This is a genomic window from Antribacter sp. NEAU-D49, from assembly GCF_057158775.1.
Window position 1 is genome coordinate 122,845 of record NZ_JBXTSN010000004.1, and the last position, 21,595, is coordinate 144,439.

General features: G+C 72.3%; 19 protein-coding genes. 10 read left to right on the forward strand and 9 right to left on the reverse strand.

What is annotated here, in order from left to right:
• Nucleotides 1–29: 29 nt before the first annotated feature.
• Complete coding sequence (locus tag AC060K_RS05390) at nucleotides 30–1,490, reverse strand: SulP family inorganic anion transporter (RefSeq protein ID WP_483764476.1); 1,461 nt, start codon at nucleotides 1,488–1,490, stop codon at nucleotides 30–32.
• Between the two features lie 248 nt (nucleotides 1,491–1,738).
• On the opposite strand from AC060K_RS05390, the gene AC060K_RS05395 reads away from it, so the two are divergent.
• Both AC060K_RS05395 and AC060K_RS05400 read left to right on the forward strand, forming a co-directional pair.
• Complete coding sequence (locus AC060K_RS05395) at nucleotides 1,739–2,539, forward strand: methyltransferase domain-containing protein (RefSeq protein WP_483764436.1); 801 nt, start codon at nucleotides 1,739–1,741, stop codon at nucleotides 2,537–2,539.
• Between the two features lie 54 nt (nucleotides 2,540–2,593).
• Nucleotides 2,594–3,853 carry an arginine deiminase gene (locus AC060K_RS05400; protein WP_483764437.1) on the forward strand — a complete coding sequence of 420 codons (1,260 nt, stop codon included), beginning with the start codon at nucleotides 2,594–2,596 and terminating at the stop codon, nucleotides 3,851–3,853.
• Nucleotides 3,854–3,915: 62 nt separating this feature from the next.
• Here AC060K_RS05400 and AC060K_RS05405 read toward each other — a convergent pair whose 3' ends face one another.
• From AC060K_RS05405 to AC060K_RS05415, 3 genes are all read right to left on the reverse strand, one after another.
• The gene (locus AC060K_RS05405) at nucleotides 3,916–4,650 is read right to left on the reverse strand and encodes a hypothetical protein (RefSeq protein WP_483764438.1); all 735 of its coding nucleotides are present in this window, start codon (nucleotides 4,648–4,650) and stop codon (nucleotides 3,916–3,918) included.
• Nucleotides 4,651–4,803: 153 nt separating this feature from the next.
• Entirely contained in the window at nucleotides 4,804–5,376 is a 573-nt protein-coding gene (locus tag AC060K_RS05410) for a hypothetical protein (RefSeq protein ID WP_483764439.1), read from the reverse strand.
• A gap of 20 nt (nucleotides 5,377–5,396) precedes the next feature.
• Nucleotides 5,397–6,536, reverse strand: a complete 1,140-nt coding sequence (locus tag AC060K_RS05415; protein WP_483764440.1) for a zinc-dependent alcohol dehydrogenase — start codon at nucleotides 6,534–6,536, stop codon at nucleotides 5,397–5,399.
• Between the two features lie 154 nt (nucleotides 6,537–6,690).
• On the opposite strand from AC060K_RS05415, the gene AC060K_RS05420 reads away from it, so the two are divergent.
• From AC060K_RS05420 to AC060K_RS05430, 3 genes are read left to right on the forward strand one after another with little or no spacing between them, the layout of a single operon-like run.
• Nucleotides 6,691–7,716, forward strand: a complete 1,026-nt coding sequence (locus AC060K_RS05420) for a tripartite tricarboxylate transporter substrate-binding protein (protein WP_483764441.1) — start codon at nucleotides 6,691–6,693, stop codon at nucleotides 7,714–7,716.
• A gap of 37 nt (nucleotides 7,717–7,753) precedes the next feature.
• On the forward strand, nucleotides 7,754–8,269 hold the full coding sequence (locus AC060K_RS05425) for a tripartite tricarboxylate transporter TctB family protein (protein WP_483764442.1): 516 nt from the start codon (nucleotides 7,754–7,756) through the stop codon (nucleotides 8,267–8,269).
• Nucleotides 8,270–8,272: 3 nt separating this feature from the next.
• Entirely contained in the window at nucleotides 8,273–9,781 is a 1,509-nt protein-coding gene (locus AC060K_RS05430; protein WP_483764443.1) for a tripartite tricarboxylate transporter permease, read from the forward strand.
• A gap of 9 nt (nucleotides 9,782–9,790) precedes the next feature.
• Here AC060K_RS05430 and AC060K_RS05435 read toward each other — a convergent pair whose 3' ends face one another.
• Entirely contained in the window at nucleotides 9,791–10,537 is a 747-nt protein-coding gene (locus tag AC060K_RS05435) for a sulfite exporter TauE/SafE family protein (protein WP_483764444.1), read from the reverse strand.
• A 54-nt stretch (nucleotides 10,538–10,591) separates the two neighbouring features.
• Here AC060K_RS05435 and AC060K_RS05440 point away from each other — a divergent pair, with 54 nt between their 5' ends.
• The 4 genes from AC060K_RS05440 (at nucleotide 10,592) to AC060K_RS05455 (ending at nucleotide 16,094) form a co-directional block, all read left to right on the forward strand.
• The gene (locus tag AC060K_RS05440) at nucleotides 10,592–12,703 is read left to right on the forward strand and encodes an acyltransferase family protein (RefSeq protein WP_483764445.1); all 2,112 of its coding nucleotides are present in this window, start codon (nucleotides 10,592–10,594) and stop codon (nucleotides 12,701–12,703) included.
• Between the two features lie 239 nt (nucleotides 12,704–12,942).
• Nucleotides 12,943–14,259 carry a UDP-N-acetylglucosamine 1-carboxyvinyltransferase gene (murA, locus tag AC060K_RS05445; protein ID WP_483764446.1) on the forward strand — a complete coding sequence of 439 codons (1,317 nt, stop codon included), beginning with the start codon at nucleotides 12,943–12,945 and terminating at the stop codon, nucleotides 14,257–14,259.
• A 60-nt stretch (nucleotides 14,260–14,319) separates the two neighbouring features.
• Complete coding sequence (locus tag AC060K_RS05450; protein WP_483764447.1) at nucleotides 14,320–15,072, forward strand: lysophospholipid acyltransferase family protein; 753 nt, start codon at nucleotides 14,320–14,322, stop codon at nucleotides 15,070–15,072.
• Nucleotides 15,069–16,094, forward strand: coding sequence for an NAD(P)H-dependent glycerol-3-phosphate dehydrogenase (locus AC060K_RS05455; RefSeq protein ID WP_483764448.1), 1,026 nt, complete (start codon nucleotides 15,069–15,071; stop codon nucleotides 16,092–16,094). The genes AC060K_RS05450 and AC060K_RS05455 overlap by 4 nt, the downstream gene beginning before the upstream one ends.
• 92 nt (nucleotides 16,095–16,186) lie before the next feature.
• On the opposite strand, the gene AC060K_RS05460 is transcribed toward AC060K_RS05455, so the two are convergent.
• From AC060K_RS05460 to AC060K_RS05475, 4 genes are all read right to left on the reverse strand, one after another.
• Nucleotides 16,187–16,855, reverse strand: coding sequence for an AMIN-like domain-containing (lipo)protein (locus tag AC060K_RS05460; RefSeq protein ID WP_483764449.1), 669 nt, complete (start codon nucleotides 16,853–16,855; stop codon nucleotides 16,187–16,189).
• A gap of 103 nt (nucleotides 16,856–16,958) precedes the next feature.
• Complete coding sequence (locus AC060K_RS05465) at nucleotides 16,959–18,104, reverse strand: trans-sulfuration enzyme family protein (RefSeq protein ID WP_483764450.1); 1,146 nt, start codon at nucleotides 18,102–18,104, stop codon at nucleotides 16,959–16,961.
• Nucleotides 18,105–18,126: 22 nt separating this feature from the next.
• The gene (locus tag AC060K_RS05470) at nucleotides 18,127–19,146 is read right to left on the reverse strand and encodes a DNA topoisomerase IB (RefSeq protein ID WP_483764451.1); all 1,020 of its coding nucleotides are present in this window, start codon (nucleotides 19,144–19,146) and stop codon (nucleotides 18,127–18,129) included.
• A 10-nt stretch (nucleotides 19,147–19,156) separates the two neighbouring features.
• Nucleotides 19,157–20,140 carry a GlxA family transcriptional regulator gene (locus AC060K_RS05475; protein WP_483764452.1) on the reverse strand — a complete coding sequence of 328 codons (984 nt, stop codon included), beginning with the start codon at nucleotides 20,138–20,140 and terminating at the stop codon, nucleotides 19,157–19,159.
• Nucleotides 20,141–20,212: 72 nt separating this feature from the next.
• Between AC060K_RS05475 and AC060K_RS05480 the strand changes: the two genes are divergently transcribed.
• Nucleotides 20,213–21,532 (forward strand): MFS transporter, encoded by a 1,320-nt coding sequence (locus AC060K_RS05480; protein ID WP_483764453.1) that lies wholly within the window; start codon nucleotides 20,213–20,215, stop codon nucleotides 21,530–21,532.
• Nucleotides 21,533–21,595 lie beyond the last annotated feature (63 nt).

Sequence of the window (21,595 nt, forward strand, 5' to 3'; positions counted from 1 at the left end):
CCTGGTCGGCGCGCGGCAGGGACCCAGCGTCAGTGCCCCGCGCCCAGGTTTCCCGCGAGGCGGCCGTGGCGCTCGGCGCTGTCCGGGTTCATCCCGACGATCGTGACGGTCTTCCCCTTGGACGCGTACTTGTGCTGGATCGCGTCGAGGGTGGCCACCGTGGAGGCGTCCCAGACGTGGGCGTTCGTCATGTCGATCACCACGTCGTCCGGGTCGCCCGCGTAGTCGAACTGGTAGACGAGATCGTTCGAGGAGGCGAAGAACAGCTCGCCCTCGACGGCGTAGACGCGCCGGCCGTCGTCGTCGCTCGCGTCGAGGCGCCTGACGCTCGTGAAGTGGGCCACGCGGCGGGCGAAGAGGACCATCGCGACGAGCACGCCCGCGATGACGCCGTAGGCGAGGTTGTGCGTGGCCACGGTCACGGCGACCGTGGTGAGCATGACGACCGTCTCGGACTTGGGCATGCGCCGCAGCGTCGCGGGACGCACCGAGTGCCAGTCGAACGTGCCGACGGAGACCATGACCATCACCGCGACGAGCGCCGCCATGGGCATGATCGCGACCACGTCGCCGAGGCCCACCACCAGGACGAGCAGGAACACGCCCGCCAGGAAGGTCGAGATCCGGGTGCGGGCGCCGGAGGCCTTCACGTTGATCATGGTCTGGCCGATCATGGCGCAGCCGCCCATGCCCCCGAAGAAGCCCGTGATGATGTTGGCGGCGCCCTGGCCCCAGGCCTCGCGGGTCTTGTTCGAGTGCGTGTCCGTGACGTCGTCGACGAGCTTGGCGGTCAGCAGGGACTCGAGGATGCCGACCAGCGCCATGGCGAGGGCGTAGGGCGCGATGATCCGCAGGGTCTCGAACGTCAGCGGCACGTCGGGGAAGAGCAGCGCAGGCAGCGACTCGGGGAGCGCGCCCTCGTCGCCGACTGTCGGCACGTCGATCGACGCCAGGACGGCGGCCGCCGTCAGGAGCACGATCGCGACGAGCGGCGCGGGCACCACGGTGGTCCAGCGCGGCATCAGCACCATGATGACGATGCCGGCGGCCACCATCGGGTAGACCATCCACGGCACGTCGACCAGGTGCGTGACCTGCGACAGGAAGATGAGGATCGCCAGCGCGTTGACGAAGCCGACCATCACGGAGCGCGGGATGAACCGCATCAGCCTCGCGACGCCCAGCACGCCGAGCACCACCTGCACCACGCCGGCGAGGATCACGGTGGCGATCAGGTAGTCCACCCCGTGGTCCCGGACGACGGGTGCGACCACCAGCGCGACGGCGCCCGTCGCGGCCGAGATCATGGCGGGGCGCCCGCCCAGGAACGCGATCGAGACCGCCATGGTGAAGGACGCGAACAGCCCGAGCCGCGGGTCCACCCCGGCGATGATCGAGAACGCGATCGCCTCGGGGATCAGCGCCAGGGCGACGACGAGGCCGGCCAGCACCTCGGTCTTGAGCCGCCGCGGAGACCTGAGCGCCGCCATCACGGAGAACGACTCGTCGGCCTCCGGCGCACCGCGGACGGGCTGAGGGGCTCGGGCGGGATCGGGCAGGGGAGCACGCAGCTCGTCGGACACGCAGCAGTTCCGTTCACAGCAGGGAAGTGGGGAGTCGCGCCCAGCGGATCGGCCTGGCAGCGAGCAGCCCCACCTTACTCGGGCGCGCTCACGACCCGGTGGCCCGGCCGAAAATGGCTCGATCCCGGCCGCCGGCCAGCCATAGCGTCGAGCTCATGACTGACGACACCCCTCTCGTCTCCCAGCACTCCGGTGCCGGCCCCGCTGACGACCCGGCGGACGGCTGGTTCCCGGAGAGCGTCGCCGACGGCTACGACGGCGACACCGGCGAGTTCGACCCGGCGGTGGTGGCCCGGGCCGTGGACGTCCTGGCCGGCCTCGCGGGCGACGGCCCCGCCCTCGAGCTCGCGGTGGGTACCGGCCGCCTGGCCGCCCCGCTCGGCGGGCGCGGCGTGCCGGTCCACGGGATCGAGCTGTCCCGAGCGATGGCCGCGCGGATCGCCGGCAAGCCGGGCGCGGAGCGGGTCACCGTGACGATCGGCGACATGACGACCACGCGGGTTCCCGGCGAGTTCACCCTCGCCTACCTCGTCTTCAACACGATCAACAACGTGGTCACGCAGGAGAGCCAGACCGCCTGCTTCGTCAACGCCGCGGAGCACCTCGTGCCTGGCGGCACCTTCGTGGTCGAGGTGGGCGTTCCCGAGCTGCGCCGCCTGCCGCCCGGCCAGGACACCGTGCCGTTCGGCGTGGACCCCGACGGCCGGGGCGGCGGCTACGTGGGCTTCGACCGGTACGACGTGGTGACGCAGCGATTCACCTCCAACCACGTGCGGGTCACCGCGGAGGGCACGGGAAGGTTCCGTTCCATCCCGTTCCGGTACGTGTGGCCCGCGGAGCTCGACCTCATGGCCCGGCTCGCGGGGATGCGCCTGCGGCACCGCTGGGCGGACTGGGACCGGTCGCCCTTCACTGCCGAGAGCCGCAAGCACGTGTCGGCCTGGGAGAAGGTCTGACCCACCTGTTGCTGCGAGCATGCGACCGGGGTCAAATGGGGTATGCCGGACCCCATGACACCAGGGAACCTCCTCAACGGACGTCCGTCGCCCCACGGGGTCTACTCCGAGGTGGGGCGCCTGCGCAAGGTGCTCGTCTGCCGGCCCGGGCTGGCCCACAGCCGGCTCACGCCCACCACCTCCGACGACCTGCTGTTCGACGACGTGCTGTGGGTGGACAAGGCGATCGAGCACCATGCGGAGTTCGTCGACGACCTGGAAGCACGGGGCACCGAGGTCCTGGAGCTGCACGAGCTGCTCACCGAGACCGTCCAGGTGCCCGGCGCGCGGGACTGGCTGCTCGACCGGAAGATCGTCCCGCGCCTCGTCGGCGCCGACCTGGTCGACGCGACCCGCGAGTTCCTCGAGGACCTGCCGCCGGCCACGCTCGTCGAGTACCTCGTGGGCGGTCTCGCCACGGAGGACGTCCCCGACCTGCCGGAGGGCGGGCGAGCGCTCGCGGAGTACTCGCCCGACTACCGCGAGTACCTCATGCCACCTCTGCCCAACACGCTGTACGCGCGCGACACCACCTGCTGGATCCAGGGCGGCGTGACGCTCAACCCGCTGTACTGGCCGGCCCGGCACGACGAGACGCTGCTGATGAAGGCGGTGTACGAGTTCCACCCGCAGTTCGTGGGGTCCAAGATCTGGTGGGGCGACCCCGAGCAGGACCACGGCCAGGAGACCCTCGAGGGCGGCGACGTCATGACGGTGGGGAACGGCACGGTGCTCATGGGGATGAGCGAGCGCTCGTCCCGGCAGGCCATCACGCAGGTCGCGTCGGCACTGTTCGCCCAGGGGGCGGCGGAGCGCGTGGTCGTGGCCGGCATGCCCAAGCTGCGGTCGGCCATGCACCTCGACACCGTGATGACGTTCGTCGACGTGGACACCGCTCTGGTCTACCCGCGCATCGTCGAGTCGATCCACGCGATCACCCTGCGGCCCGGCGACGGACCGGGCGGCCTCGACGTGACGGACGAGCGTGGCAAGCCCTTCGTCGACGTGGTGGCCCGGTCCCTGGGCCTCGACTCCCTGCGCCTCGTCGAGACCGGCGGTGACGTCTTCGAGTCCGAGCGCCAGCAGTGGGACAGCGGCAACAACGCGCTCGCGGTCTCACCCGGCGTGGTCTTCACCTACGACCGCAACACCACGACCAACGGACGGCTCCGCAAGGCCGGGATCGAGGTGCTCGAGATCAACGGCTCCGAGCTCGGCCGCGGTCGCGGCGGCGGCCACTGCATGACCTGCCCCATCGCCCGGGACGCGGTCTGAGGGACGACGACGGCGGCCCGCACTTCGCGTACGAGAGGTGCGGGTCGCCGTCGGGCAGAGGGTTACTTGCCTGAGGCGCGACGGGCGCGGAGGCGGAAGACCACGAGGGCGGCACCCGCGAGGATCAGGGCGCCGGCGCCCAGCAGGAGCGGCAGGGCCGTCGCGCCGGTGCTGGCGAGGGGCCCGTCCGAGCCCTCGGCCACGGCGGTCGAGGCCGACGCGGACGGGGACGGCACGGCGGCGGACACCGGCGAGGCGCTCGCGGACGGGGAGGCGGCGGGAGTTCCGGCGGGAGCGGGGGCAGCCGGTGCCGGGTTGCCGGGAGGGGCGTCGCCGGACGGTGTGGACGTCTCCGGCGACGGCTCCGGGTTCGGCGACTCGTCCGGTCCGGGGGCGTCCCGGGTCACGGGGGTGGCCGGGGTGTCCTCGGTGCAGACCGGCTCCTGGCCCCCCTCGCCAAAATGCTCGTTGTAGTCGCCCACCTGCACCCAGGTGATGCAGTACGTGTCGGTGCCGGTCAGGTCCCGCCAGGCCAGCGACGACTGGCCGACGTACCTCGCCGACTGCTGGCCGTTCTGAGCCTCGACGTGCAGGTTCTTCTGCCGCGTCTCGCCGCCGACGGTGAACCTCACGTTGACGTGGTCGCCGTCCTGGAACGTGGCGCCGTGCGGCAGCGTCAGCGTCTCGGCCGTGACGGTGTAGGGCGTCGGGTCGTCGGAACCGCCTGGCGTGGCCGCGGCCGAGGAGGCCGGGACGAGGAGCAGGAGGGTCGCGAGCGCCACGGGCGCGGTACGCATGGGTGGTCCTTTCGGGCAGGGGGATCACCTGGTCCGCCGCGCGCGCGAGGGCGCGGCGGGCCCGACGACTGGGTCCGCCCAGCATGGTAGGACATGGACATACAACCGATTGACCACGTTTCGCCCTGCGTCAGGGCGGGCGTCGGGGCGGCGTCAGGCGCGGCGCCTCCGGAGCGCGCGGACCGCGGCGACGACGGCCGCGCCGCCCAGGACCCAGGGTGCCGCCACGATCACCGGGTCGAGCATCATGTGCCCGACGTCGGTGCGTTTCCTGCCGACCCGCGACGACCAGCCGTGGTGGGAGAGCTCGCTGCGGATCCCCGTCTCTGCCACCGGGTTGTCCGGGCGCCCGGTGACGACGGCCGTGAGGGTGCTCTCGACGACGTCGACGCGGTCCGCCAGGATCAGCAGCAGCCAGTGGGCGGCGCGGCCCTCGCTGAACCGGGCGTAGGAGAGCCGGCGGATCGCGCCCGACACGCCCTTGAGCGGCACCGCCGTGCCGAAGACGGGGGTCAGCCGGGCGTGCTCGACCGAGCGCTCGCGTGGCCGCAGCTCGGGCTGCTGGTCGGGGACGTCCCAGTGGGCGCCCGTCGCGTCGGGGTCGTACCGCTCGCGCGGCACGGACGGGCGGTCGCGCGGGTCGAGGTCGGCGCCCCAGCCCGGGATGCGGGCGCGGAGCTGTTCCGGCGTCTCGGGGAGCGGTGGCTTGTTCCGGGTGTAGGCCATGCGGGGGCTCCTCTCGGTGGTCAGAGCACGACGAGCGGCTTGATGCAGCCGTCGAGCTTGGCCGAGAAGATGTGGTACCCCTCGGCGATGTGCTCCAGCGGGATGCGGTGGGTCACGAGGTCGCTCGGCGTGAGGTGCCCGTTGCGCACGTGCTCGAACAGGCGCGGCCACTGCCGCTTGACGTGGCACTGGTTCATCCGGAGCGTGAGGCCCTTGTTCATCGCGTCGCCGAACTTCACGGCGCTGAACATGGGCCCGTAGGCGCCCATGACGGAGACCGTGCCGCCCTTGCGCGCGGCGTCGATGGCCCAGTTGAGCGCGATCGGGGAGCCGCCCTGCAGCTTGAGCTTGGCGGCGGTGACGTGCTGGAGCAGGTTGCCGTCGGCCTCGGCGCCCACGGCGTCGATCACGACGTCGGCGCCGAGGTGGTCGGTGATCTTCTTGACGTGGACCACGATGTCGTCGTGCTCGGTGAAGTTGTACGTCTCGGCGTAGGCGAACTCCCGGGCCTTGGCGAGGCGGTACTCGAGGTGGTCGATCACGATGACCCGCCCAGCGCCCATCAGCCAGGCCGACCGCGCGGCGACGAGCCCGATCGGTCCGGCACCGAGCACGAGCACGACGTCACCCTCGTGGATGCTGCCGAGCTGGGCGCCGAAGTAGCCCGTCGCCACGGCGTCGGTGAGCAGGACGGCGTCCTCGTCGGCCATCCACGCGGGGATCTTGCTCGGTCCCACGTCGGCGAACGGGACCCGCACGAGCTGCGCCTGGCCGCCGTCGTACCCGCCGGTGGTGTGCGAGTAGCCGTAGATGGCGCCCACGGCGGTGGCGTTGGGGTTCACGTTGTGGCAGTTGGCGTAGAGCCCCCGCGCGCAGAAGAAGCACGAGCCGCAGTAGATGTTGAAGGGGACCATCACCCGGTCGCCCACCTGGAGGTTCTGGACCGACGGGCCCACCTCCTCGACCACGCCGATGAACTCGTGGCCGAACGTGCTGCCCACGCGCGTGTCGGGCATGAGGCCGTGGAACAGGTGCAGGTCCGACCCGCAGATCGCGGCCAGCTGGACCCGCACGATCGCGTCGTTCGGGTGCTCGATCCGGGGGGCGTCCTTCTCCTCGACGCGGACCCGGTACGGCCCGCGGTAGACCATGGCGTGCACGGCGGCTCCTCGGTGGTCGGGAAGGTTCGACCGGCCCAGGCTGACACCGGGCGGGCGCACTCGCAGGGCATCGAGCGGCCCGGTTTGTGGCGCGGGTCACATAGAGGCGAGTAATGTCACCCTCCTACCAGATCGACGACGATCGGAGACCGCCATGACCCGCGTAGCACGCCGCAAGACCCCTGTGGCCGCCGTGACGCTCCTCTTCCTCGGCCTCAGCCTGGCCGCCTGCGTGCCGGGCACCGGCGGAGGGGGAGGCGGGGAGGGTGACGGAGGGCAGGCCTTCCCGGAGGACGACATCGAGATCATCGTCCCGTTCGCGGCAGGCGGCCCCACCGACACCGTCACCCGCATGATCGCCGACCCGATGAGCGAGAGCCTCGGCGTGCAGATCGTGGTCCAGAACATCGAGGGTGCGGGCGGCACCGTCGCGGCGGGGCAGGCGGCCACCGCCCAGCCGGACGGGTACACGGTCCTCATGCACCATATCGGCATGTCCACGGCCCCGACCCTGTACCCGGACCTCGCCTACGACCCTCTCACCGACTTCCAGACCGTCGGCCTGGTCACCGAGGTGCCGATGACGATCATCGCGCGCAAGGACTTCGAGCCCACCACCCTGGACGAGCTCATCGCCTACGTGCAGGCCAACCAGGCCACCGTGACGCTGGCGCACGCGGGCGTCGGGTCGGCGTCGAACCTCTGCGGGCTGCTGCTCCAGGACGCCATGGGGGTGAAGGTCCAGGAGGTGCCCTACGACGGCACGGGGCCGGCCATGGCCGACCTCGTGGGCGGCCAGGTCGACTTCATGTGCGACCAGACCACCAACACCACCGGCCAGATCACCGCCGGCGAGGTCAAGGCCTACGCCGTCACCACGCCGGAGCGCGTGGAGAGCCTGCCGGACCTGCCCACCACGGCCGAGGAAGGGCTGCCCGACCTCGAGGTCACCGTCTGGCACGGCCTGTACGTCCCCACCGGCACGCCCGACGACGTCGTCGCGACCCTCACCGAGGCGCTCCAGGCTGCCCTCCAGGACGAGGGGGTCGTGGAGCAGATGGCCGACCTGGGCACCGCGCCCGTCGAGATCGACCGCGCGACGCCCGAGGCGCACAGCGACCTGCTCGAGGAGCAGCTCGGCGCCTGGGAAGAGGTCATCACCGCGAGCCAGGGAGGCTGAGATCTCCCGGCTCAGCCCCCGCTCCACGGCCGACCTGGTGGCGGGGACGGTGTTCGTCGCGCTCGGCGCGGCCTTCGCGGTCGGGTCGCTGGCGTACGACGTCGGCTCGCTCCTCGCCATGGGGCCCGGCTACGTGCCGCTGGTCCTCGGCGGAGTGCTCGTCGCGCTCGGCGTCGCCACCGTGGTCAAGGCGTACGTCGGCGCGCCGGCGGCGGCCGACGCGCCGGTGGGCGACGCGCCCGGCGACGGGTCGCCCGCCGACGCGCCCGGCGACGACGAGGACGCCGGCGACGACCGGCCGCTCGCCGGGCTGCGCTGGCGCCCCCTCGTGCTCGTCACCGCCGCCGTCGCGTTCTTCGCCTACACGGTGGACGGGCTCGGGCTGCTGCCCGCGGCGTTCGGCGCCGGACTCCTGGCCGCACTGGCGGACAGCGGGACGCGCTGGCTGCGCGCCCTGCTGATCGCCGCCTGCCTCACCGCGGCCAGCTACGTCATCTTCGTCCTGCTGCTGCAGCTCCGGCTGTCGCTGCTCGGCCCGTGGCTGGGGGGCTGACGCATGGACCTCCTCGACAACCTCGCGCTCGGGTTCAGCACCGCGCTCCAGTGGCAGAACGTGCTGTTCTGCCTCGCGGGCGTGGCGCTCGGCACGGCGGTGGGCGTGCTCCCCGGCATCGGCCCCACCGCCGCGATCGCCATGCTGCTGCCGGTCACGTTCGGGTTCGACGACCCGACGTCGGCCCTCATCATGCTGGCCGGCATCTACTACGGAGCCCAGTACGGCGGCTCCACCACGGCGATCCTGCTCAACCTGCCGGGGGAGTCGTCGGCGGCGGTGACGGCGATCGACGGGCACCAGCTGGCGCGTGCCGGGCAGGCGGGGACGGCGCTCGCGGTAGCCGCGATCGGGTCGTTCGTGGCCGGGACCGTCGCCACCGTGGTGCTCGCCGTGGCGGCGCCGCCGCTCGCCCGGGCCGCGCTCAGCTTCGGGGCCGCCGAGTACTTCGCGCTCGTGGTGCTGGGCCTCATCGCGTCCATCGCGCTCGCGAGCGGCTCCACGCTCAAGGCGCTCGCCATGATCGTGCTGGGCATCCTGCTCGGTCTCGTGGGCCAGGACCTTTACACAGGCGTGCCGCGGTTCACGTTCGGTCTGCGCGAGCTGTACGGCGGCCTGAACTTCGTGTCGGTGGCGGTCGGGGTGTTCGGCGTGGCCGAGATCCTGCGCAACCTCCACGACCCGCGGACCCGACGACGCATCGTCTCCCGCGTCACGAACATCTGGCCCTCGCGAGCCGACCTCCGCCGGATCACCTGGCCGGTGGTGCGGGCCACCGGCCTCGGGTCGGCGCTCGGCGTCCTGCCCGGCGGCGGGCACGTGCTCGCGTCCTACGCGTCGTACGCGGTGGAGAAGCGGGTGTCGCGGCACCCGGAGCGGTTCGGCCACGGGGCGATCGAGGGGGTCGCCGGCCCCGAGTCGGCCAACAACGCGGCGGCGCAGACGTCATTCATCCCGCTGCTCACCCTCGGCCTGCCCGCCCACCCCGTCATGGCGCTCATGGTGGGCGCCTTCATCATCCAGGGCATCACCCCCGGGCCCGACGTCATGACCGACCAGCCCGAGCTCGTCTGGGGGCTCATCGCGTCCATGTGGATCGGCAACGTTCTGCTCGTGCTGCTCAACCTCCCGCTCATCGGCCTCTGGGTCCGGATGCTGCGCGTGCCGTACTCCGTGCTGTTCCCCACCATCGTGGTCTTCGCCTGCATCGGCACGTACTCGCTGGGGCAGAACCCGTACCACGTGCTGGCCGTCGCGTTCTTCGGGATCCTCGGGTTCGTGCTGGTGCGCTGCGGGTGCGAGCCCGCACCCCTGCTGCTCGGCTTCGTCCTGGGGCCGCTGCTCGAGGACAACCTGCGGCGGGCGCTGCTGATCTCCCACGGCGACCCGTCGGTGTTCGTCGCCCGGCCCATCTCCGCGGTGCTGCTGGCGCTCGCGGTCGTGGCGCTCGTGGTGGCCGTTCTGCCCTCGATCCGGCGCAAGCGCGAGGTGGTGTTCGCCGAGGACGAGTGATCGCGGGCGTCACAGCGCCAAGAGGCCCCGCACCAGCGCTGTCGCCGCGCCCGCCACCGCGACGGTCACGGCGAGGGCCGCCGCTGCCCGGGACGGCACCACGCGGGCGAGGACCCCGCCGAGCGCCACGCCGCCGAACACCGCCACTGCGATCACCGGCCAGGTCCACCAGGACGGGACCGCGTCCGCCGGCACCGCGCCGAGCAGCAGCTTCGTCGCGAGCGACGTCACGTTGGCGACCAGGAGGAGCGGCTGGAGGGTGGCGGCGAACGACCGGTGCTCCCACCGCGTCGCCAGGGCGTACGCGGTCCAGGCGGGTGCGGCCACGCCGCAGGTCGTGTTCATGAAGCCCGCGGCCAGGCCCGTCCCCAGCGCCGCGGCCCGGCCTCGCACCCGTGCCCGACGGCGCAGCACCACCGTCGCAGCCAGTGCCACCAGCACCGACCCGCCCACGAGGACGTCGAGCCAGGTGGTGCTCGCCGCCCGGACCGTCAGCGCGCCGAGGACCGAGCCCACGAGGACGAGCGGCGTCAGCGCGGCGACGCGGCGCCAGTCCACGCCGTGCCGGAGCGCGCCCAGGACCAGCAGCGAGGTGACGACCGCCGCACCGTTGCTCATCAGGACGCCCGCGGACGGACCGAGGAGCACCGTCAGGACCGGTGCCGCCACCATGCCGAGGCCCATCCCGGCGACGCGCTGCAGCGCCGCACCGAGCACGACGGCGGCGCAGGCCGCGACCAGCGCCGTGGTGTCCACCGTCCCACGCTACCGACCATCGACGCAGCTACCGGATTCACCTAACATGCTCGGATGCTGACGACTCCGGTCACGGGCGCTGAGGCCCTGAGTCCGACCGAGAGCGAGCCGCGACGTGCCTTCCGTAGCGATATCCAGGCCCTGCGAGCGCTCGCCGTGGCGCTCGTGGTCGCGAACCACGTGTGGCACGACGACGTGCCGGGTGGATATGTCGGCGTGGACGTGTTCTTCGTGATCTCCGGGTACCTCATCACGAGCCACCTGGTCAAGGAGCTCGCCCGGGACGGGAGGATCCGGCTCGGTGCGTTTTACGCCCGGCGCGCCCGGCGTCTGCTCCCGGCGGCACTCCTGGTCCTTCTTGTCACGCTGGCCGCGGTCTGGTTCCTCCTGCCCTACTCCGAGTGGCGGGCGAACGCGCTCCACGCCGCGGCGGCCGCGCTGTACGGCGAGAACTGGCTCCTTGCCCAGCAATCTGTCGACTACTCAGCGCTCAACGACTCGGCGACCGCGACGCAGCACTACTGGTCCTTGTCCGTGGAGGAGCAGTTCTACCTCGGATGGCCGCTCCTCATCCTGGCGGTGGCCTGGGTCGGGCGCCGGCTCGGGAAAGGTCTGCGCCGACCGCTCCTGGTGGCAGTCGCCGGGTGCACGGTCGTCAGCCTCTCGCTGAGCGTCGTGATGACCGCAGCCGACCCCAGCCCCGCTTACTTCGTCACGTACGCGCGGGTGTGGGAGTTCATGCTCGGGGCGGGAGTCGCCGTCGCCGCACACAGGTTGCTGCTGCCGACCAGGACGGCGAGCGCACTGTCGACGGTGGGCTTCACGGCGATCCTCGCCTCCGCGTTCGCCTACGGGCCTGCCACGCCGTTCCCCGGCTGGGCCGCACTGGTGCCCGCCGGTGCGACGGCGCTCGTGATCGTGGCAGGGCTGAACCCGGTGGCCACACCCTGGCACAACCGGCTCACGGGGTCGCGACCGGTCCAGTACCTCGGCGAGATCTCCTACTCCGTCTACCTGTGGCACTGGCCCCTCGTCGTGGTGCTCCCATGGGTGGTCGGGCGTGCACCCGGCATCCTCGACCTGGTGGTGATGGTTCTTGCGACGCTGCTGCTCGCCGGACTCACCAAGCGCTTCGTCGAGGATGCCGTCCGGGACTGGCCTCCCTTGGGGTACGGTCCGCGAACCCTGGTCGCCACGGTGGCCGCCATGGCGCTGGTCGGCGTCTGTGCAGTGGCCGTGCACCGCGCCGCCGCCGTGGCAGAGCAGCAGGCCCTCGACGAGGCTACCGACCGGGCAGTCGTGGCGCCGCAGTGCTACGGGCCCGCAGCCCTCGCACCGGGTAGCGCCTGCGACGACCCCTTCGGGCCGGCTGCGGTCACGGTCATGGGCACGGCGAACGAGTACTTCCCGATGGCCCCCGAGTGCGTGCCGCTCGACGTCCTCGTGAACTCCACCGGCAACACGACGTTCCAGTGCGACTTCTCGTCCGGTGCGCCGGCGGAGGACGTCTGGCTGGTGGGCGACTCCCACGCCCAGCAGTGGCAGCTGGCGATCACGGATCTTGCGCGGGAGCGCGGCTGGCGGCTCACCCAGAGCTATCACGGTGGGTGTCCGCCGGCCGACGTCGCGTTCTACGCCTTCCGCGTGCCGATGTCCCAGGACCACCTGGACCGTTGCACCGCCTGGCGCAACGGCCTGATGGAGGTCATCCCGCGGTCCGGGGCAACGATCGTCTTCACGTCGGGTTTCACACGCAAGGAGACGGTCGACGACGGCTCCGGCCGGAGCCAGACCGAGCAGTACACCGAGGGGCTCCACACGTTCTGGCGGGAGATCACAGCGGGCGGTGCGCGCGTCGTGGTGCTCGCAGACCCGCCGATGAACGGTGACGTCCGTGACCACACCTGCGTCGCCCGGAACGCGACGGACCCGGCGGCGTGCGCAATCTCCCGGGCGAAGGCGGCTCCCCAGGACCCGATGGTGGTCGCTGCGCGGGCGTGGCCGGGGAACGAGGTCCAGGTTGTCGACCTCACCGACCGCTTCTGTGACGAGACGAGATGCTACGCCGTCGTCGGCAGCGTCACCGTGTACTACGACCGGGATCACCTCAACGCGGAGTACGTGCGGCTTCTGGGCCCCCTGATCGAGTCGGGTGCGGACCTGTGACGGAGGTCCGTGCAGCAACCACCTCCTCGATCCACGGCGTGTCGGTGCGGTTCTGCGATGGGGCGGGCGTGAAGGTGGTGTGAACGTGAATACGGGGACGCCCGCGCGTGTTGGCACCCGGGGGCGCGCGGGGGAATGATCGACCGGACGTCCCGCCGGACCGCCCGCGAGCCCGCAAGGTGCGCGAACCGATTCGGCTCGCCCCACGTCACATCCGACCGAGACCGAACGCCGAGGACATGACCGACCTGCTCTACGTGAACGGTGGCACTCCCCTCGAGGGGACGATCACCGTACGAGGTGCCAAGAACTTCGTCTCGAAGGCGATGGTCGCCTCGTTGCTCGGCGAGACGCCCAGCGTCCTGCGCAACGTGCCCCAGATCCGCGACGTCGCGGTGGTCTCGGGCCTCCTCGAGCTGCACGGCGTGAACGTCAAGTACGACAGCGACGCCGGCATCCTCGACCTCGACCCGTCGAACGTGGAGTCGGCGCACGTGGCCGACATCGACGCCCACGCCGGTTCGAGCCGCATCCCGATCCTGTTCTGCGGGCCTCTGCTGCATCGTCTGGGGGAAGCGTTCATCCCCGACCTGGGGGGCTGCCGCATCGGGGACCGGCCCATCAACTACCACCTGGACATCCTGCGGCAGTTCGGCGCGGTGGTCGACAAGCGCCCCAACGGCATCCACCTGCGTGCCCCGCGGCGGCTGCAGGGCACCAAGATCGCCCTGCCCTACCCGTCGGTGGGCGCTACGGAGCAGCTCCTGCTCACGGCCGTCCGCGCCGAGGGCATCACCGAGCTCACCAACGCTGCGATCGAGCCCGAGATCATGGACCTCATCGCCGTGCTCCAGAAGATGGGCGCCATCATCTCGGTCGACACCGACCGGGTGATCCGCATCGAGGGCGTCGACCGGCTGGACGGCTACGCCCACACCGCGCTCGGTGACCGCATCGAGACGGCCTCCTGGGCCTCGGCGGCCCTCGCCACCGGCGGCGACATCACCGTCAAGGGCGCCACCCAGCCCGAGATGATGACGTTCCTCAACACGTTCCGGAAGGTGGGCGGCCGGTTCGACGTGCAGGACGACGGCATCCGCTTCTGGCACCCCGGTGGCGACCTGCACTCGATCGTCCTCGAGACGGACGTGCATCCCGGCTTCATGACCGACTGGCAGCAGCCCCTCGTCGTGGCGCTCACCCAGGCCAAGGGTCTGTCGATCGTCCACGAGACCGTCTACGAGAACCGCTTCGGGTTCGCCGACGCCCTCCGCAGCATGGGCGCCACCATCCAGGTCTACAAGGAGTGCCTGGGCGGGCGGGACTGCCGCTTCGGCCAGCGCAACTTCCACCACTCCGCGGTCATCTCCGGCCCCACCCCGCTCGACGCGGCCGACATCGAGGTGCCGGACCTGCGCGGCGGCTTCTCGCACCTGATCGCGGCGCTGGCCGCGAAGGGCCGGTCCACGGTCCGCGGGATCGGCCTGATCGACAGGGGCTACGAGAGCTTCCAGGAGAAGCTGGTCGCCCTCGGCGCGGACGTCGAGCGCGGCTGACGCCCCGGCGTCGCGCACCGGGCGAGGTGCGCGACGCCGCCGACGGTAGGCTGTGGGCTCGTGCCCATCGCGAGACCCGACTCCCGCGCGTACCGAGCTGTCGCCTGGCTCGTGCGCCACCTGATGTTCGCCATGTGCCGGTACGACTGGCGTGGGGGCGAGCATCTCCAGCAGCCGGGCGGCGTCATCGCCGCCGGCAACCACGTGACGGAGCTGGATGCGCTGACCTTCGCGCACTATCTCTTCGACCAGGGCGTGGAACCGCGCATCCTGGCAAAGAAGGGCCTGTTCGACTCGCCGGTGGGCTTCGCCCTCCGCGCCACCCGCATGATCCCGGTGGACCGCGGCTCGGCCGGGGCCGCGAGGTCGCTCGAGGCGGCCGGCGAGCAGCTGCGCCGCGGCGACTGCGTCGCGATCCTCCCCGAGGGCACGCTGACCCGTGACCCCGACCTGTGGCCCATGGAGGGCAAGACCGGCCTGGCGCGCATCGCGCTCGCGACCCGCCTGCCTGTGGTGCCCATCGCCCAGTGGGGCGTCACGGAGATCATGCCCCGCTACGGCCGCGTCCTGAAGCCGTTCCCGCGCAAGAAGGTGTGGGTGTGGGCCGGCCCTCCGGTCGACCTGTCCGACCTGTACGACCGCCCCACCGACTCCGCGGTGCTGCGTGAGGCGACCACACGGGTCATGGACGCCATCACCGCCCTCCTGGAGGAGATCCGCGGCGAGAAGGCGCCCGAGCACCGGTTCGACCTGCGTCTCCACCCGGAGTACGAGGCGAAGCGCACGGTCTACCCGCCGGTGGAGCGCCCGTGAGCGCCCCCGCGAACGCCGCGCCGGTGCGCGCCGCCGTCCTCGGGTCGGGCGCCTGGGGCACCACCTTCGCGATGGTCCTGGCCGACGCCGGGTGCGACGTCACGCTCTGGGGCCGGGACGAGGCCGTGGCGCGCTCTGTCACCGACGACCGCCGCAACGAGAAGTACCTGCCGGGCGTGGAGCTCCCGGTCATGCGCGGCACCACGGATGCCGTGGAGGCGCTGGCCGGGGCATCGCTGGTGGTCGTGGCCATCCCGTCGCAGGTCTCGCGGGCGACGCTCGAAGGGCTGGCCCACCTCGTCGAGCCGGACGCGGTCGTGGTGTCGCTCATGAAGGGCGTCGAGCTCACCACCGACAAGCGCATGAGCCAGGTCGTGTCCGAGGCCCTCGGGATCCCGCCGGAGCGGGTCGCCGTCGTCTCGGGGCCCAACCTCGCGCTGGAGATCGCTGCCCGCCAGCCCACCGCGACGGTGGTGGCCTCGACGAGCGACGAGACCGCGCGCTTCGTGGCCGACGCGTGCGCCAACGCCTACTTCCGGCCCTACACGAACGACGACGTCGTGGGCGTGGAGCTGTGCGGCGCCGTGAAGAACATCATCGCGCTCGCCGTCGGCATGGCGCAGGGCCGCGGGTTCGGGTGGAACACGACCGCCACGCTGATCACGCGTGGCCTGGTCGAGATCACGCGTCTGGGCCGTGCGCTGGGCGCCGAGGCCGAGACGTTCGCCGGACTGGCGGGCATGGGCGACCTCGTCGCCACGTGCGCCTCGCCGCTCTCCCGCAACCACACGCTCGGCAAGCACCTGGGCCAGGGCCTCTCACTCGAGGAGGCGCTCAAGGTCACCGGCGGCACGGCGGAGGGCGTCAAGTCGTCGCAGTCGGTCCTCGAGCTGGCGGGGAAGCACGGGGTCGACATGCCCATCACCGCCGGCGTCGTGGGCGTCCTCAGCGGTGAGCTGCCGCTGAGCGAGCTCGCGGTCACCCTGCTCTCCAGGCCGCAGAAGTCCGAGGGCGTCTACTGACCTGCCCGGGGCGGGGGGGGTGTGGGTGGGGTGTGTTTCGCCCGGCCCCACCCCCCCCCCCCCCCCCACCCCCCCCCCCCCACGGGGGGTGGTCAGTGCTGGACGTCGACGACGACGCGGGTCGGGTCCTCCAGCAGGAAGGCCCGGAAGGGCTTCTGGCCGCCCTCGATACCGATGAACGCCGTGCTCGACCCCTCGAACGTGAAGCGGTAGTCGACGGCTGCCACGACCTCGGTGTCGTCCGGGTGGATGGGGTCGCCCGCGTACTCCTCCACGCCGCTGTCGAACGGGTACGCCGTTCGGTTGATGATGACGGAGAGGATCGTGTCGCCGTCGATCTCCACGACGCTCCCGCTCCCCTCGTCGATCGCCTGGTCGACGTACTCGACGCGCCAGCCCGGCGTCACGTCGCCGGTGCCGGCCAGCTCGAACACCACGCGGTCGTATCCCTCGTGCCGGCCGGTCCGTACCTCGGTCACCGAGTAGAAACCGTCGCCGCCGGGCTCGGACAGGTCCGGCTCGGTGTTCGCCGTGAACGGCGGAGCGGCGGCGTCGTCGGCCTCGTCGGCGGGTGCGTCGCCGGAGGGGCTCGCGCTCGGTGAGCTCGTGGCGCTGCCCGACGGCGACGGGGTCGCCTCGACGCTCTCGACCGGGCTCGGGGTGGCGTCGTCGGCGCCGTCGCCACCGGCACAGCCGGTGAGGGCGATCGCCACCGCGGCGAGGATCGCGAGCGACGCGGCACGTGCTGAGCGGTTTCTCATGCGTCGATCGTAGGGACGAATCCGGCGACCTACCCGACGGCGCCCCTCATCGTTGCCGGAACGCGGCTCAACCGAGGCCGAAGCTCCACCTCTGCCGAGCGGGTCAGACCAGCGTGCGCAGCGCCTGGTCGAGGTCGGCCCACAGGTCCTCGACGTCCTCGACCCCGACGGAGAGCCGCAGCAGGTCCTCCGGCACGGTCAGGGACTCCGTGGGGAAGCGGCGGCGGCGCTCCAGGCTCGACTCGACGCCACCGAGCGACGTGGCGGGCACCCACAGGCGGAGGGCGGCGACGACGCCGTCGGCCCCCGTGGCACCGCCTACGGGGCGCAGGCCGATGATGGCGCCGAAGCCGTTCATCTGCGCGGCCGCGCGCTCGTGGCCCGGGTCCGCGGGCAGCGAGGGGTGGCGCACCTCGGCGACCGCGGGGTGCTCGGCGAGCCGGGCGGCGAGCGTGGCGGCATTGGCCTGCGCCCGCTCGACCCGCAGGGCCAGGGTGCGCAGCCCGCGGAGCGCGAGCCAGACCTCGAACGGGCCGGCGATGGACCCGTGCAGCGTCCGGTACGCGCGCAGCTCGGCCTCGATGGCGGGATCGTTCGTCACGGCGGCGCCGAGCACCACGTCGGAGTGCCCGGCGAGGTACTTCGTGACCGAGTGGAAGACGACGTCGGCCCCGTGGGCGAGCGGCTGCTGACCGAGCGGGGTGGCGAACGTGTTGTCCACGACCGAGCGGACCCCGCGCTCCCGGGCCCCAGTCAGGATGGCGGGCAGGTCCGCGACCTCGAGCATGGGGTTGGTGGGCGACTCCACGAGCACCACGTCGGCGCCGTCGAGCGCGGCGACCACCTGGCCGGTGTCCGCGATGTCCACGCGGCGCACCTCGACGCCGTGGCGGGAGGCCAGGTCGTCGGCGTAGCCGAGGCTCACCTGGTAGGCGTGCCGGGGGACCACGAGCACGCCGCCGTCGGGCACCGCGGACAGCACCGCGGCCACCGCCGCCATGCCCGACCCGTACACGATCCCGGGCCGCTCGGCGCCCTCCAGCGCGGCGAGCGCCTGCTCGAACGGCTCCCACGTCTCCGTGCCGATCCGCGTGTAGAGCAGCTCGCCCGGGCCCACGACGCCCTGCGAGACGTAGGTCGAGCTGAGCACGAGCGGCGGGTTGACGGGACCGCCCTGCACCTTGGGCGGCCGCCCGGCGGTGACGGCGACGGTCGCGGGGGAGAGGGGCTGCTCGTGCGCGGTGCTCATGCTGGCGAGGATACGTGGCGTCTCACGATGCCCGCTCCGCCGTCCTGAGGACCTTCAGCAGGGCGCGCTCGTCGGCGTCCATCCAGCGGGACGTGCGAGCGGCGTCGGCCCCGGAGCGCTTGATCAGGCGGTCCAGCTCCGTGCGGTCGTCGGCGAGGATCACCGGATGGACGTAGCTCCTGCGGCACACCGCGGGGGTGTTGTGCAGGTGGGCCGCCGCGAGCCGGACCGCCTCCGCGCGCTGCGCGTCGTGCTCACGCTGGCTCGCGGGCTCCAGGCGGCGCAGGTGGCCGAGGGCGAGCGCGCTCGCGCCCCACGTGCGGAACGTCTTGGCGGTGTAGTCGGCCGACGTCGTCTCGCTCAGGTAGGCGTTGACGTCGCCCGAACCGATCTTCCGCACCTCGTCCCCGTCCACGTACTGCAGCAGCTGCTGGCCCGGCAGCTCCCGGCAGCGCCGGACGACGCTCGCCACGCGGCGGTCCTCGACCACCACGTCGTGCGGCGTGCCCGACTTCCCGTTGAACCGGAACCGGATCTCCGCCCCGTCGACCCTGGCGTGCCGGTTCCGGAGCGTCGTCAGCCCGTACGACTCGCCGGTGCGGACGTACTCGTCGTTGCCGACGCGGACCAGGGTGTTGTCGAGCAGCCAGACGGTGGTGGCGACGACCTTCTCGAAGGAGAGCCGCGGGGACCGCAGGTCCTGGTCCACCCGCTTGCGCAGGTCGACCAGCGCCTCCCCGAAGCCCACGAGCTCGTGGAACTTGGCGGCGTCGCGGTGCTCGCGCCAGCGTGGGTGGTACAGGTACTGCTTGCGGTTCTTCGCGTCGCGGCCGGTCGCCTGGACATGGCCGGTCGAGTCCACGCAGATCCACACGTCCGTCCACGCGGGCGGGATCACGAGCCCGCGGATCCGCTGGAGCGTCTCGGGGTCGGTGACGCGGTGCCCCCGGTCGTCGACGTACGTGAACCCCCGGCCCTGCCGCTTGCGGCGGAGGCCGGGGTCGGCGTCGCAGCTGTGGGTCAGCCCCTCCGGGGTGGACATCCGGGTTCCCTCACCGTGCCAGGAGGAACGTACGCCGGTACGACGTCGGCGTGGTGCCCAGGGCCTCCTGCATGCGCAGGCGGAGCGACTGCGCCGTGCCGAACCCCGCCCGCACCGCGACCTGCTCGACCGGCAGGTCGGTGGTCTCCAGGAGGCTGCACGCGCGCTCGATCCGGCGGCGCGCCAGCCAGGTGCCCGGGCTCTCGCCCGTCTCCTCGCGGAACCGACGGGTGAACGTCCGCACGCTCATGGCGCAGCGGTCCGCCAGGTCGCGCAGGGCGACGGGCTGGTCGAGGTGGTCCAGTGCCCAGGCGCGCGCCACCGCGGTGCCGGTGTCGCCGACGGCGGGGACGGTTCGCCGGACGTACTGCGCCTGGCCGCCGTCGCGGTGCGGTGGGACGACCGTGCGCCGCGCGACCTCGTCCGCCACCGCCGCGCCGTGGTCGCGGCGCACGATGTGCAGGCACAGGTCCAGGCCGGAGGCCACACCGGCCGAGGTGAGCACGTCGCCGTCGTCCACGTAGAGCACGTCCGGGTCGAGGAGGACCTTGGGAAAGAAGCGGCGGAAGTCGTCGGCGTCGGCCCAGTGCGTCGAGGCCGGGCGGCCGTCGAGCAGGCCCGCCGCGGCGAGCACGAAGCTGCCCACGCAGATCGAGACCAGGCGGGTGCCCGGGCGCACGTGGCCCAACGCGACCGCTGCCGCGTCCGAGAGGCGTCCCTCGCGGAGCTCCGGGCCGTCGTCGAGGGCAGCGGGAAAGATGACGGTGTCTGCCTCCGCCAGCGCCTCGGGGCCCCGCTCCACGAGGATCGTGACGTCGGTGTCGGACGGCACGGGGCCGGGCGCGGGCGTGCAGGTCACCACCTCGTACAGCGGGTGGCCGACGGCGTCGCGGGCCCGGCCCAGGATGCGATGGGGGATGCCGAGCTCGAGCGGGATGAAGCCCGGCCGGACGAGCACGGCGACCTTGTGCGGTACGGGCGCGGGACCGGTCATGGCCTGATCCTATCGGACGGTGTCATTCGGGCCACTGGTGGCTGTGGCGGCTCGAAGCCCATGCTTCCAGTCATGACCGGACTCACCACCCCGACCTCGCCGGAGCCGACCACCGGATCGGCGGGGGCTCCGCCCGAGCCGGCCGGGCGCCGTCGTCGGGCACCTCTGGTGCACCGCGCATGGCTCGTCGCGGCCGTCGGCTTCGTGGCTCTCATGGGTGCCGCCGCCTTCGGGTCCGCGCCCGGGCTGCTCATCGAACCGCTGAACGCCGAGCTCGGCTGGTCGCGGGCCACCATCGGGCTGGGCGTGTCGGTGCAGCTGGCGCTGTACGGGCTCACCGCGCCGTTCGCGGCGGCGCTGATGGACCGGGTCGGCATGCGCCGGGTGCTGTCCGTCGCGCTGCTCGTGATCGCCGGCGGGGCCCTGCTCACCGTGAACATGACCGAGCCGTGGCAGTTCGTGCTGTGCTGGGGCGTGCTGGTGGGCGTCGGCACCGGGTGCATCGCGCCGTCGTTCACCGCGACGCTCACCAGCCGCTGGTTCGTGGCCAGGCGTGGCCTGGTGACCGGGATCCTGACGGCCGGGGCCGCGTCGGGCCAGCTCGTGTTCCTGCCGCTCCTCTCGTGGCTGATCGAGAACCACGGCTGGCGGCCCGCGAGCGTGACCGTCGCGCTCGCCGCGGCCGTGGTGCTGCCGCTGGTGCTCCTGTTCCTGCGCGACCACCCCGCCGACGTCGGCCTCGCGCCCTACGGCGGGGACTACCAGGCGAAGCCCGCACCCCTGCGCGGCGCTGCGCTCCGGACCGTCACGGTGCTCGCTCGCGCGGCCCGGACCGGACCCTTCTGGCTGCTCGCCGGGGCGTTCGCCATCTGCGGCGCGTCGACCAACGGCCTGGTCAAGACGCACTTCGTGCCCGCCGTGCACGACCACGGCATGGCGATGACCGCCGGGGCCTCGCTGCTGGCCGTGATCGGGATCTTCGACATCGTCGGCACGATCTTCTCCGGCTGGCTCACCGACCGGTTCAACGCCCGCGTGCTCCTCGGCGTCTACTACGTGCTGCGCGGGCTGGCGCTCATGGCGCTGCCGTCGCTCATGGCGCCCGAGGTGGAGCCGCCCATGGTGCTCTTCATCGTGTTCTACGGGCTCGACTGGGTCGCCACGGTCCCGCCCACCCTCGCGCTGTGCCGGGAGCTGTGGGGCGACGACGCGCCGGTCGTGTTCGGCTGGGTGCTCGCCTCGCACCAGGTCGGGGCGGCGGTCGTCGCCTGGGCCGGCGGGCTCGTGCGCGACCTCACGGGGACCTACGACCCCGTGTGGTTCGGGGCCGGGGCGCTCTGCGCGGCGGCCGCGGCGATGTCGCTCGTGGTGCGCAAGGCGACGCCGGCGTGAGGGCCGAAAATGGCAAGAGCAATGAGCGGGTGAAATGCTTTTGTTGAGTTCTTATCAGTTGAC

Excerpts from the sequence above, each read along its gene's own strand:
- AC060K_RS05390 (WP_483764476.1), bottom strand. The coding sequence starts at position 1,490 with ATGGCGGCGCTCAGGTCTCCGCGGCGGCTCAAGACCGAGGTGCTGGCC.
- AC060K_RS05395 (WP_483764436.1), top strand. The coding sequence starts at position 1,739 with ATGACTGACGACACCCCTCTCGTCTCCCAGCACTCCGGTGCCGGCCCC.
- AC060K_RS05400 (WP_483764437.1), top strand. The coding sequence starts at position 2,594 with ATGACACCAGGGAACCTCCTCAACGGACGTCCGTCGCCCCACGGGGTC.
- AC060K_RS05405 (WP_483764438.1), bottom strand. The coding sequence starts at position 4,650 with ATGCGTACCGCGCCCGTGGCGCTCGCGACCCTCCTGCTCCTCGTCCCG.
- AC060K_RS05410 (WP_483764439.1), bottom strand. The coding sequence starts at position 5,376 with ATGGCCTACACCCGGAACAAGCCACCGCTCCCCGAGACGCCGGAACAG.
- AC060K_RS05420 (WP_483764441.1), top strand. The coding sequence starts at position 6,691 with ATGACCCGCGTAGCACGCCGCAAGACCCCTGTGGCCGCCGTGACGCTC.
- AC060K_RS05430 (WP_483764443.1), top strand. The coding sequence starts at position 8,273 with ATGGACCTCCTCGACAACCTCGCGCTCGGGTTCAGCACCGCGCTCCAG.
- AC060K_RS05440 (WP_483764445.1), top strand. The coding sequence starts at position 10,592 with ATGCTGACGACTCCGGTCACGGGCGCTGAGGCCCTGAGTCCGACCGAG.
- murA (WP_483764446.1), top strand. The coding sequence starts at position 12,943 with ATGACCGACCTGCTCTACGTGAACGGTGGCACTCCCCTCGAGGGGACG.
- AC060K_RS05460 (WP_483764449.1), bottom strand. The coding sequence starts at position 16,855 with ATGAGAAACCGCTCAGCACGTGCCGCGTCGCTCGCGATCCTCGCCGCG.
- AC060K_RS05465 (WP_483764450.1), bottom strand. The coding sequence starts at position 18,104 with ATGAGCACCGCGCACGAGCAGCCCCTCTCCCCCGCGACCGTCGCCGTC.
- AC060K_RS05470 (WP_483764451.1), bottom strand. The coding sequence starts at position 19,146 with ATGTCCACCCCGGAGGGGCTGACCCACAGCTGCGACGCCGACCCCGGC.
- AC060K_RS05475 (WP_483764452.1), bottom strand. The coding sequence starts at position 20,140 with ATGACCGGTCCCGCGCCCGTACCGCACAAGGTCGCCGTGCTCGTCCGG.
- AC060K_RS05480 (WP_483764453.1), top strand. The coding sequence starts at position 20,213 with ATGACCGGACTCACCACCCCGACCTCGCCGGAGCCGACCACCGGATCG.